At 39.7% G+C, this 12,189-nt stretch carries 8 protein-coding genes and 1 pseudogene; 7 read left to right on the forward strand and 2 right to left on the reverse strand.

The annotated features are described in order from the left end of the window. Window positions 1-728, forward strand: a pseudogene (locus tag ACR2F3_RS11030) (excinuclease ABC subunit A); the annotation flags it as partial. Window positions 729-739: 11 nt separating this feature from the next. Here ACR2F3_RS11030 and asnB read toward each other — a convergent pair. Then, window positions 740-2,602, reverse strand: coding sequence for an asparagine synthase (glutamine-hydrolyzing) (asnB, locus tag ACR2F3_RS11035; protein WP_432710030.1), 1,863 nt, complete (start codon window positions 2,600-2,602; stop codon window positions 740-742). A 378-nt stretch (window positions 2,603-2,980) separates the two neighbouring features. Here asnB and ACR2F3_RS11040 point away from each other — a divergent pair, with 378 nt between their 5' ends. Next, window positions 2,981-3,361 carry a PH domain-containing protein gene (locus ACR2F3_RS11040; protein WP_432710031.1) on the forward strand — a complete coding sequence of 127 codons (381 nt, stop codon included), beginning with the start codon at window positions 2,981-2,983 and terminating at the stop codon, window positions 3,359-3,361. Between the two features lie 50 nt (window positions 3,362-3,411). Beyond that, on the forward strand, window positions 3,412-3,804 hold the full coding sequence (locus tag ACR2F3_RS11045; protein WP_432710032.1) for a DUF1801 domain-containing protein: 393 nt from the start codon (window positions 3,412-3,414) through the stop codon (window positions 3,802-3,804). 3 nt (window positions 3,805-3,807) lie between these two features. On the opposite strand, the gene ACR2F3_RS11050 is transcribed toward ACR2F3_RS11045, so the two are convergent. Continuing rightward, window positions 3,808-4,986 (reverse strand): dicarboxylate/amino acid:cation symporter, encoded by a 1,179-nt coding sequence (locus ACR2F3_RS11050; RefSeq protein WP_432710033.1) that lies wholly within the window; start codon window positions 4,984-4,986, stop codon window positions 3,808-3,810. Window positions 4,987-5,238: 252 nt separating this feature from the next. On the opposite strand from ACR2F3_RS11050, the gene ACR2F3_RS11055 reads away from it, so the two are divergent. From ACR2F3_RS11055 to ACR2F3_RS11070, 4 genes are all read left to right on the forward strand, one after another. Beyond that, the gene (locus ACR2F3_RS11055; protein WP_432710034.1) at window positions 5,239-5,784 is read left to right on the forward strand and encodes an RNA polymerase sigma-70 factor; all 546 of its coding nucleotides are present in this window, start codon (window positions 5,239-5,241) and stop codon (window positions 5,782-5,784) included. A gap of 74 nt (window positions 5,785-5,858) precedes the next feature. Next, on the forward strand, window positions 5,859-7,016 hold the full coding sequence (locus tag ACR2F3_RS11060) for a FecR family protein (protein ID WP_432710035.1): 1,158 nt from the start codon (window positions 5,859-5,861) through the stop codon (window positions 7,014-7,016). 69 nt (window positions 7,017-7,085) lie between these two features. Continuing rightward, on the forward strand, window positions 7,086-10,487 hold the full coding sequence (locus ACR2F3_RS11065) for a TonB-dependent receptor (protein WP_432710036.1): 3,402 nt from the start codon (window positions 7,086-7,088) through the stop codon (window positions 10,485-10,487). Between the two features lie 32 nt (window positions 10,488-10,519). Further along, the gene (locus ACR2F3_RS11070; RefSeq protein ID WP_432710037.1) at window positions 10,520-12,187 is read left to right on the forward strand and encodes a RagB/SusD family nutrient uptake outer membrane protein; all 1,668 of its coding nucleotides are present in this window, start codon (window positions 10,520-10,522) and stop codon (window positions 12,185-12,187) included. Window positions 12,188-12,189: the final 2 nt, after the last annotated feature.

Here is a 12,189-nt window from a genome sequence, read left to right on the forward strand (position 1 = left end):
ATACAGGCCTCTTTGATCATGTTCGCAAATTATTTGCCGCCACTCCTGCAGCTAAAAAGAGGAAGTTTGATGCTGGACGTTTTTCTTTTAATGTGGTAAAGGGCCGCTGCCCACATTGTGAGGGAGAAGGTATGGTGATGGTAGAGTTGTTATTCCTGCCGAGTGTCTATACTCCCTGTCCCACCTGCGGCGGAACACGTTATAATTCCCAAACGTTGGAAGTGTGTTACAAGGATAAAAATATCGCCGAAGTGCTCCATATGACGGTGGATGAAGCCGCTGACTTCTTTAGTGGAGAACCGTCAATTAGCCGGGCATTGGAGGTAGTGCGTGAGGTTGGCCTGGGTTATCTGCGTTTGGGACAACCCGCTACCGAATTATCTGGCGGCGAGGCCCAGCGCATTAAATTGGCTACGGAATTGCAGCGTGTGCAACACGGACAGACGCTTTATGTGCTTGATGAACCGACTACAGGCTTGCATCCTTCGGATGTGGAGCGTTTGCTCCTGCAATTGAACCGCCTGGTTGACGCTGGTAATACGGTAATTTTAGTTGAACACGACATGGAAGTGATCGCCGCCAGCGACTGGGTGATTGACATTGGGCCGGGAGCGGGAGAGGCGGGGGGACAGATCGTAGCACAAGGCACTCCTGATGTGATTGTAGAAAACACAGTAAGCCGTACGGGGCCATACCTGGCAAAGTATTTACACGGAATTGCGGTGTAAGGGGTAAGCCGCTATGATACCGCCACCAGGACCGTCTTCGCTTCATGGATGCTGTAAAACTTTTTAATTCTCATTAAATTCCATAGGGTATAAGAATGGTTTCTGTTCTGGTGGAGGTGCTCGAGGATCAGTTGATTTACATATCCTTTATTAATAAATGAGGGTAAGCCTTCGTTTAGAGTTAAAAGTTCCCCTTTAAGTTCGTTTCTGAACCAAAGCGCAATAGGAACATTAAAGCCACGTTTAGGTCGGTCAAACAGCGCTTTGGGGACGTGCTTTGCAAGAATATCTTTTAAGATCGATTTCTTAATGCCATCTTTCAATAGTAAATGATTGGGTATTGCCCTTGAAATTTCTATTAAGTTGGCATCCAGCATGGGCACCCTTAATTCCAGAGAGAACCGCATGGAGGCGCGGTCTGATTTTGTTAACATCAAGTCTGGCAGCGTCCATAAAAGATCAATATTGCTGAGGTCTTTCTCGTTTTCAAGGGGGAAATCTGCTGGAATATTCAAAATATCAACTACGGAAATGTCATCTTTTCCAAAATGCTTCCTCAGGAAATCTTTGCCAACCACCATGGCCAAATCCCAGGGTTTTATAGAGGTGGCATATACCTGATAAAAATTGAGTAACGTGGGGTTGTTGATCGGATAGATCATTTTTAAAGCCTTTTCATTGTTCGTCAGACGAAGTAAACGGGTAAACCAATGTCTTAAAAGTTCGGGTTTGTTTTTAAAGAGCTTGTGGAACCGGGTAGCAAAAGCATAATGTTCATACCCTAGAAATAATTCGTCGCCACCATCGCCCGACAAAGCTACCGTAATACCTTGTTCTTTGGCCTTTTTACAAAGTATACTTAAGGGTAAGGAGGCGAAATCTCCAAAAGGCTCATCGAAATAAAAGTCAAAATCATTGATCTGTTCCAATAAATCGTCTGGCTCGAAGGTCAGGTTTTGATGGACAGTTTTTAGATGCCCGGCAATTGCTGTGGCATAACCACTTTCATCAAATCCTTGCTCCTTAAACCCCATTGCATAAGTTTTGACAGGCACCGGAGCGTTTTTCTGGGCTAGTGCTGCAATAAGGGAGCTGTCTACGCCACCACTTAAAAAACAGCCTACATTTACATCGGCTACCATTTGCATGTCAATGGCACGTTGCAATTCCGTTTCAACCACTTCTAAGGCATGTTGGTAGTTGTTAATTTGATAGGGGGAATGGGTGGATTGATCTGTGCCCGACCAGTATTTGGTGATTTTAAGTTTGCCTTGCTGATAGTCCAGGTAACTTCCCGGCGGTAATTTATAGACATTTTGATAGGCTGAATGCGGGGCTGGAATATAGCCTAAAACTAAAAATTGCAATAGTGATTTTTCATTTTTATGAGACAAAATGCTGGAGGAGAATACCTTTAATTCACTGCCAAAGGCAAACACATTTTCGTGGTGGTAATAATACAAAGGTTTGATTCCTATTTTATCTCTGGCCACAAAAAAGGACTTTGTTTTGGTGTTAAATATGCAAAAGGCAAACATGCCGTTGAATTTTGATAAACATAGTTTTCCCCAGCAATCAAATGCTTTCAAAATGACTTCTGTATCAGAATGAGAGTGAAAAGTATAGCCTTTATTAACTAACTCCTCTCTAATGGTGTGAAAATTATATATTTCTCCGTTAAAGGTGATCACCAATTCTTTAAAAAACATGGGCTGATGACCTGCATCGGTTAAATCAACGATGGCCAGCCTCCGATGGACCAGGCAAACGTCCTGCTCCTGGTAAATGCCAAAACTGTCGGGCCCCCGGTGTTCCAAAACTTCTTTTGCCCTAATGATTGCAGGCATATTTACTGCCCCAGCGATACCGCACATTGTTTATCTAATTTAAGATTAAAAAATTCGGTTTAAATTGTACAGCTGCTTTCATTAGGCTTTAAGTATGATTACTAAAATGAAGCTTTTCATAAAACCGGCTGCTCTTAAAAGTAGATGAAAATTAAGTGAACAAGAATTATATATTGAAATTGTAGACGCGATTACTCATCGTAAAAACTTGATTAGCGGTTAATAGGCTTGCTGGTAATCTTTGCGTTAGCAACTGAGTATTGCTAATTGTTATTTCACAGGTGAAAGACATAACACCTCCTTCACGGCCCTTTCCATTGGCATGACCCAAAAATTCATCTGGCAAAAGCTGTAACTTATTCGCTTTTATCAACTCTTATTATAAATTAGAAAAAAATTATAGCTATGGGATTATTTTCCGCCCTGATGGGCAATGCCGGTGCAGTTAGCCAGGATGAATTGAAGAGAAATTACGGCCTACTGCTAATTGATAATGAAGAAATAGAGTTTGGCTTTAAACTGATTAGGGATACCTTCATTTTCACCAATAAAAGGTTAATCATCATTGATGTTCAAGGATTAACCGGTAGCAAAACCGAGTTCCTTTCTGTTGCCTATAAGTCGATATCCAGGTTTAGCGTGGAAACCGCTGGAACTTTTGACCTGGATGCGGAGCTGAAAATCTGGGTATCCAGTGAAACGGTTCCAAGCATCCGCAAGAAATTTAACAAATCAGTGAATATTTTTGAAGTTCAAAAGGCACTGGCGCATCATGTGCTCCGTTAGGATTTGCTCAAAATCTTGAGTAACCTGTAACCGATACTAAAATCGATTTTATGATTAAGGACATCCAAGCTTACAATGATTTGCAATCACCTCCCGACCGGGAGATATGCAATGTGTTATCCTCAGAAATCAACCGTTATTTAGCTGAGGGGGAGTGTAAAATCTGGCATGCTCATCCCGTGTGGTTTATCAATGGAAATCCAATTGTAGGTTATACTAAGCTTAAAGCCGGTATCCGTTTGATGTTTTGGAGCGGCGCTGATTTTGATGAACCGGAGTTAAAAATAAACACTGGAAAATTTAAAGACGCATCGATTACTTACACTTCCACAGAACAGATCAACATTGATGATGTGGCGCGCTGGTTAGAGAAAGCGAAGCATATACAGTGGGATTATAAAAACCTGGTGAAGAGAAAAGGCGTTTTAGAACGCCTTAAATAGCACCTATTTCGTTTCGTTAGCACTTGTGATTTTGTCAACAATTAAAGCAATTGCGCCGTCCCCTGTTACATTACATGCCGTACCAAAACTATCCATTGCGATGTAGAGTGCGATCATTAATCCTACCATCTCTTCGTTAAAACCCAGCATGGATTGCAATATTCCCACAGCTGCCATAATTGCACCACCAGGTACTCCAGGTGCTGCAACCATTGCAATTCCCAGCATAAATATAAAACCTGAGAAGAGTGTGAAATCAAAAGGAACTCCATTTAAAATCATTAATGCAATAGCACAAGCCGTAATTTTCATTGTACTTCCAGACAGATGGATCGTAGCGCATAAAGGAATTACAAATCCAGCAATTCTTTCAGAAACCCCATTTTTTATAGTCTGCTCCAGTGTAACAGGAATAGTAGCGGCCGAAGACTGCGTACCCAATGCTGTAAAATAGGCTGGCATCATGGTAAGCAATAGCTTAAAAGGGTTCTTCTTTGTAACAACTGCTGCAATAAAGTATTGTATTAATAATAATAAAATATGTAGGGCAAAAATTACTCCTATAATGCTTATAAATACCGAGAGGATTGGAACAACTTTTCCGGTATAAGACATACTTGTGAATATCCCCAATATGAATAATGGTAATAATGGAACAATTACGTTTTCTATGAGTTGCATGATGATCTTCTGGAAGTCATTCACCACTAATTTTAAGGTTGATTTCTCTTGATAGGAAACCCCCAAGCCAATGATAAAAGCTAGAAACAAAGAAGTCATCACATCTAAAACAGGGGGAATGCTAATACTAAAATAGGGCGTTAGTTCAGGTCTCGAACCTCCAAGCTGAGTGATATCATTTACATGAGTAGCCAAAAGTTGTGGAAATATTCCTGCTGTGACAAAATAAGTACTAAAACCAGAAAATAAAGTCGAACCATAAGCGATAGCAACAGTAAGCAATAATAATTTGCCAGCGCTTTTGCCTAAATCAGAAATAGCAGCCATGATTAATCCCATGATGATCAATGGAATGGCAAAATTTAAAAACTGTCCAAATAAATCATTAAAGGTTGTAAATATCCTGTTTACGGATTCGGGTAAATAGGTTCCAAAAACAATACCTAGAACTATGGCAAGAAAAATTTTAAATAGTAGGTTCGAAAATAAACGCTTAAACATAGGTGTTGAATGGTAAAAGACTTCAAAAGTCTTGATATAGATTGTTTTTATTTTCGCAAATATACTGGTTTGTAAAGATTTCCTTAAATGTCTAACCACCTATTATGCCTCTTACAGCCCTTTATGTCTAATAATGAAGGATATACTTTCGCTATAAAAAATGCATTAAGGAAAATTAATTTTAATCATGATAGCTTGTTAATGGTCATTTATATTTGTAATGTTGTTATTATTAGCTGTGATTTCATTAGAATGCAAAAAGAGCAAAAATGTAAACCCGAAGATGTCTTTAAAGAATATTATGGTCGTTTATGCTATTTTGTATACCAATTTGTACCTGATAAAACCATTGCTGAAGATTTAGTTCAGGATGCTTTCCTTGCTTACTGGGATTCGAAAAGTAAATTTTCAGATCATCCTCGGGCAATAAAGGATTTCCTATACACGGCCGTCAGAAATTCTTCATTAAATTATTTGAAACGCGAAAAAGTTCGCGAACGTTACTTCTTCCGAAGGCAGGAGGATGACTTTGAAAATGAAAAGGTTTTAGGAGCCATCATCAAGGCTGAAGCCATGGCTAACCTGCATAAGGCGGTTTTCCAATTACCGGAAAGTTGCAGGAAAGTTTTTCTTTTAGCTTACTTCCAGGGTTTAAGTAATCCTGAAATTGCCCAGGAATTAAATATTAGCGTCAACACGGTAAGAAATCACAAGTCTTACGGTTTAAAAATCTTGAGGTCGAACCTTGATATAGAAACCTTCATGGTTTTCACGTTGTTCATGGCATCCTTACCATGACTTCAAAAAAATAATTTCCTTTGATATAGTCTTTCTTCCAGGTTTGGTTTTCTTAATAGAGAAAATAGCCCGGAATGAAAATAAGCCCTTACCAATTAGGTGATTTAATAGCCAGACATATCCAGCAAAAGCTTTCTGCCGATGAAAGCTTGCGTTTGTTGGAATGGTTGAATGAAAGCCCTGAAAATCAACGTTTATTTGACCAGTTAATTCAAGCTGAGCAGGTAAAAAACAGTTTTGATTTTTATGATAACCTTGATGTCGATGGCGCATGGAATAAAACTGTCAAAAAAAGGAATATCCGAAGCATAAAAAGAGCTGCCCCTTACCTGGGCTATGCAGCAGCAGTAGCGGGTCTGATTTTTTCTTTCTTTATTTTCTTTCCGAAGGAACAACAACCATTACCCCTGCAGGCCAAAATTGTTAAGGGAAAAGACCTGCTGCCTGGAGGTGAAAAGGCAGTATTGAAGCTAAGTAACGGTGAAGTAGTCCGCCTGGATGAAAAAGATATTAATATCTCCGAGTATAAAGGACTTCATGTGTATTGTAAGGGTGGTGAACTTAGTTACTCAGGTACACCTGCCATTAACAATAGGGTAATATATAACACCTTAACAGTCCCTAAATCTGGAACCTATAGGGTAGTACTTGCAGACGGTACTAAAGTATGGCTGAACTCCTTGTCTGAAATGCAATTTCCTGTACAATTCAATCAGACACAACGTAGCGTCAAGTTAACGGGTGAGGCTTATTTTGAAGTGGCTCCGGATCCGTTAAGGCCTTTTTTAGTTGAAGTGAACGATAATACGATCGAAGTTTTAGGTACACACTTCAATGTAAATTCTTACGGTACAAATATGAAAACAACCTTATTGGAGGGCAGTGTAAAGATATCCAATTCATTCACGCATAAAATTATTGCTCCTGGGCAGGAAGCTCATGCGGAAGGTAAGGAAATTCTGGTTGGAAAAGGAGACTTGAAGAAGGTTTTGGCCTGGAGGAATAATGAGTTTTATTTTAAAAATGAAACTATGCCTGAGGTTTTAGGGGAAATTTCCAGATGGTATGGTTTCGAAATCAAGGCAGATCAACTTGAGAATCAAAAGCGTTTTTCCGGGAGTATCAATAGAAATTTGAAATTATCGGAAGTATTAAAAATACTTCATGCATTAAGTGGGTATCAATTTGAATTTGATGGAAGTGCACTCTTCATCAAAAAACCAAAGCCCTGATCATCATTCGACACTACCACAATCAACCAAATAATTATCAACACACCTAAAACCTCTAAGCAAAAATTTATGAACCTATTATGTCGTATGATGAAGTTAAGTATACTTTGCATGCTGCTTTTTACTATTCCTGCTTTTGCATATAGTGGAACGCAAAGTATAATGCTCTCTGTAAAGAATGAGCGCCTGGAAAATGTGTTAACCCAAATTTCTCTCCAAACCAAGCATAAGTTCATTTATGATGATGAGCTTATCGCTAAAATGCCGAAAATTTCCATTGATGTAAAGAACGAAAATCTTTCCAGTGTTTTAACACGGACCCTTGCAAAAACCGATTTTACTTTTGAAATTATTGCTGGTACCGTAGTGATCAGCCGTAAGCATGAACAGGCGAATCTGACAGGAAATAAAAATCTGCAAAAAATTTTAAAAGGGCGTGTTCAGGATGAACAAGGTCTTCCTTTACCCGGTGCAACAGTGTCTGTTAAAAATAAAACAGGCAACAAGGTCATTACCGATGCTAATGGAAATTTTTCGATTCCCGTAACGGATAACGACACCCTTCAGGTATCCTTTATTGGTTACCAGATGCAAGAAGTAACGGTTAACAGCCAGATGACCACGGTTACCGTTTCGCTTAAAAGTACTGATGCACAATTAGGAGAAGTTGTGGTTGTTGGTTATGGAACGATGAAAAAACGTGACCTCACTGGGGCCGTGAGCCAAATTAAAGGTGATGACCTTAAAAATATGCCGGTAAGGAATGCTACTGAAGCTTTACAAGGTAAAACTTCGGGGGTTGTGGTTACCTCTACTGGTGGTAGTCCAGGAACTGCTCCTGCTGTACGTATTCGGGGTATTGGTACAGTGAACAACAATAATCCGCTTTATGTGGTTGATGGATTGCCCCAGACTGATATAGGCTGGCTAAATCCCAACGACATTAGCTCTATGGAGATTTTAAAGGATGCTTCCGCATCTGCCATCTATGGTACGCGTGCTGCAAATGGCGTGGTGATGGTAACTACAAAAAGAGGCCAGCAATTTGGTGATGTTTTAAGAAGTACGGTTACTTTCGATGCTTATTACGGCATTCAGAATCCTATTAAAACGTATGAGATGATGAATGCGGCGGAATTTATGGATTACAAAAACCTTGCAAATACAAATGCTGGTTTGCCAGCGTATTTTTCGGAAACACAGAAATCTGAAGTTTTAAATTTCCTTAGAAGTAATTTTGGAAGTGAGGAAGGCACCAATTGGTGGAATGAAATTAACCAAAAAGATGCACCTGTTCAAAATTATAATGTAACCATCTCCGGGGGCATGAAAGATCTTGCTTATAGTTCCAGTCTCGGTTACATGGAGCAGCAAGGAATTATCAAAGGTTCTGACTATGATCGTTTAACATGGCGGTCTAATTTTGATCACAATTTAAAAGATTGGTTTAAACTTTCGGGTAACTTTGGGTTGATCCATGAAAGCAGGAGAAATGTGCTCGAAAATAGCCCTGGTTTTAGCACGGCTTTTATTGGCTTCGTAGCTGACCCTATTTCACCTGTCTATCGTACTGGTTTAAAAGATATTCCTTCTTTTTTAGAAAATTCTTTCTTTTTAGATCAGATTGACCCGAATGATCCCTACTCTTTTTATAGTCCGATTTTGATGACCAACAAAGAGAACCCAGTCTCTCAGGTTAATATTTATAAAGATAATGTATGGAAAGGGATACAAATGAAAGGTGGATTAGCAGCAGATGTTAAAATTACTGATTTCCTGAAATACAGAAGTAGTTTTGGACTCGATTTAAGCAGGGGAAGTTCTGACGGTTTTACACCAAGGTACCGTTTAGACAATGAACAATTTGTGGCCGATGCAACAGTAAGTAAATTCATTACCGCTAATAATTACTGGGTATTTGAAAACACGTTAACTTTTGAAAAGCAATTGGGTGACCACCAGGTTAATGTGATGGTAGGTACCTCGGCGGAGGAAACTAAATATGAGCAAACTGGTGCTTCAAAACAAGGCTTTGTAACAAATGATCCCAGTCAGCGTATTATCGATGCAGGAGCCATTAATCCGGGGGCCTCAGGTTTTAAGTCTGAAAATGCCTTGGTTTCCTATTTCAGCAGGGCCTTTTACTCTTATAAAGACAAATATTTATTTACAGCAAATTTTAGAAGAGATGGATCCTCGAATTTTGGCGATGGGCAAAAGTGGGGTAATTTTCCATCTTTCTCCGCTGGATGGAATTTTTCTGAAGAAAACTTTCTCGAAGACGCTTCATGGCTATCAAGAGGTAAATTAAGAGCCAGCTGGGGCCAGATTGGTAACCAGGCTATTGGGGGTGGCGCTTACAGAAATACGTATACCGGTAATTTAGGCTATTATTTGTTTGGTGATTATACTCCTTATTTAAGAGGTGGAAGTAATTATATGGGCAATCCTGGTGTACGTTGGGAAACTACCGAACAAACAGATTTTGGCCTTGAACTATCCTTATTTGACGGGGCTATCGATATTGTGGCTGATTATTTTAAGAAAACAACTGATGGGATGCTCTTAAATGTACCCTTGCCTAATTATTTAGGTTTTACGAATTTCCCATGGACAAATGCTGGCAAAATAGAAAATAAGGGTCTTGAATTTGAACTGGCTTATCACAATAATAAAGGTGCCTTTAAATATACCATTGCCGGTAACATGTCTACTTTTAAAAATAAGGTGATCAGTCTTGGTGGAGGAGAGCCAATTTTAGGTGGCGGCTGGATTAATTATACGACAACAAAAACTGAAGAAGGGCTGCCTATAGGCTATTTCTTTGGGTTGAAAACTGACGGCATTTTCCAGAGTCAGGCGGAGGTGGATAACTACTTTCAGGAAGGGGCACGTCCCGGAGACTTGAAATTCGTTGATGTGAATGGAGATCAGAAAATTGATAACCAGGATAGAACTCATATTGGTGATCCTTTTCCTACAATTTCATATGGGTTGAACATCAATAGTTCCTACAAAAATTTTGATATCAGCTTATCTATGCAAGGTACTTTAGGTAATGATATCATGAACATCAAGAAAATTGATATGAATTCTGGAGTGGGATGGTACAATGCACCAAAAGACCTCATGGCGCGTGCGTGGTCACCAACTAACCCAAGTAATGATCAGTTTGCCATTAATGCCATAAACACCAATAACCTGCAAATTTCAGATTGGCTGGTTGAAGATGGGAGCTACCTGAGAATGAAAAATATCCAGGTAGGTTATTCATTGCCTGAAGGCATGATGAAAAAGGCGAAAATTCAAAGAATCCGTATTTGGGCGGGGGCTTATAACCTGTTTACCATTACAAATTATACAGGTCTGGATCCTGAAATTGGAAGCACATCACCTTTAAGCAGTGGTGTAGATAATGGCTATTACCCTGTAGCGAAATCTTATATGGTTGGTATAAACGCAACTTTTTAAATCATTACCACTTAAATCAAATTGAGAAACAAATGAAAAACTATAAATATTTACTGGCAATTGGCGTATTGATCGTCTCCTTAAGTGCTTGCAAGAAATCTTTTCTGGAAAGAGAGCCTTTGGGTAGTTTAAGTGAAGAAGGATATTTTCAAACCGATAATGCAGCAATGAAACTTGTTGTGGATTGTTATGGACCCATGCTCGACGGATGGGGTTATACGATTAATAAAGTGGCCTTAGGTGATGAATCTGTTGATAATGCAGATGGTGGTGGTTCTGACCCAGGCGATAGGCCACAAACAATTGAAGTTGGAAGAGGTAGGCCCTTGGCTTCTAATCCATTGTTAAGTGAAATGTGGAATAACCGCTATGCTGCTATTGGTAAATGCAATTTGGCCATTGAGAATATTGAAAAGCAATGGGATAAATTAGTAGCAGATGGAAAATCGGTCTCAGAAGAAGAAAAAGCAAGATATATTGCTGAGGTTAAGTTTTTAAGAGCATGGTATTATTTCGATTTAATCTGGGTATTTAAGGAAGTACCATTGGTGATCAGCCCCATGCCTTCTGAAACACGTTTGCCAAAAAGCCCTGTGGAGGAATTAAAAGCCCAAATTTATAGCGATTTGGATGCAGCAATTAATGTAGCGTCTTTCCCTAGAAGTGCAAGCCTTCCAAGAAGTGAAAAAGGAAGAGCAAATAAAGATGCTGCTTATGCTTTGAAAGCCAGGGCTGCTTTATTTTTTGCAGGTCTGATTGAAAGCAGTAAAATGCAAGGTAACGCCATGGAGGAGTATACTGTTGCTAAAAATGCTGCAGAGCAGGTGGTGAAAAATGGCGGTCTTTCTTTGCTGCCTGATTATCAGGATTTATACCGCGGTGATTATCAGGTAGGTCCTTATTCGCAAGAGGCCATCTTTCCAGTATTGAGGGCTTTTTTACCAACTATTGGGTTTGGTGGTGATGCCTTTGCCATTATGAACGTAGGGAGAAATAACATAGGGGGCTATGGTGGTAATACGCCAACAAGAGATCTGGCCTCAGCATTTGAAGCAGGTGATCCTAGAAAGATGTTTACCATTATTAGCCATAATGATATTTTTCGCACGTCATCTGGTGGGAACGAAGTTCATAATTATCGCGGTTATTTCAATGACTTTAATTTGCAACATAGCCGGAAAGCTTTCGTGCCTCAGCAGTTCCGTATGCAGGATAACTTAACCCGCAGTAACTGGGGGCCGTACTGGATTAGGTATGCCGAGGTTTTATTGGTGTATGCGGAAGCACTTTTGAAAACAAATGGTGCCAATGGTGAGGTAGCTCAATATATCAATGAAGTTAGAAGAAGGGCATTTGTAACCACTTCAAAAGTTGATGGGCCAGCAGTATTCAGGCAATTCAGTGAGGGTTTAGCTGCAGTAACTCCATCGGAATTTGACACTCGATATGCTGTTAAACCGACTGATAATTTATTGGAAGCTATAAAGCACGAACGTAGGGTAGAACTGGCTTTGGAGGGTTTCAGGCTGTATGATCTGGTTAGGTGGAATCAATATGCTACCACCATGAAAGCATTTTATACAAAATATGGGTTTGCAGACAAAGGCGTTAGTGCCGGAGATAATAGCTGGCCATTTCCGATTCCGCAAACGGAAATTGATCGCTCAAATGGTGTATTAACCCAAAACTCAAACTATTAATT

This window comes from Pedobacter sp. (assembly GCF_045627485.1).
Lineage (GTDB): Bacteria > Bacteroidota > Bacteroidia > Sphingobacteriales > Sphingobacteriaceae > Pedobacter.

Bases quoted from the DNA above. Each gene is read 5' to 3' on its own strand.
- ACR2F3_RS11040 (WP_432710031.1), top strand. From the start codon at position 2,981: ATGGGATTATTTTCCGCCCTGATGGGCAATGCCGGTGCAGTTAGCCAG.
- ACR2F3_RS11070 (WP_432710037.1), top strand. From the start codon at position 10,520: ATGAAAAACTATAAATATTTACTGGCAATTGGCGTATTGATCGTCTCC.
- asnB (WP_432710030.1), bottom strand. From the start codon at position 2,602: ATGTGCGGTATCGCTGGGGCAGTAAATATGCCTGCAATCATTAGGGCA.
- ACR2F3_RS11050 (WP_432710033.1), bottom strand. From the start codon at position 4,986: ATGTTTAAGCGTTTATTTTCGAACCTACTATTTAAAATTTTTCTTGCC.
- ACR2F3_RS11055 (WP_432710034.1), top strand. From the start codon at position 5,239: ATGCAAAAAGAGCAAAAATGTAAACCCGAAGATGTCTTTAAAGAATAT.
- ACR2F3_RS11045 (WP_432710032.1), top strand. From the start codon at position 3,412: ATGATTAAGGACATCCAAGCTTACAATGATTTGCAATCACCTCCCGAC.
- ACR2F3_RS11065 (WP_432710036.1), top strand. From the start codon at position 7,086: ATGAACCTATTATGTCGTATGATGAAGTTAAGTATACTTTGCATGCTG.
- ACR2F3_RS11060 (WP_432710035.1), top strand. From the start codon at position 5,859: ATGAAAATAAGCCCTTACCAATTAGGTGATTTAATAGCCAGACATATC.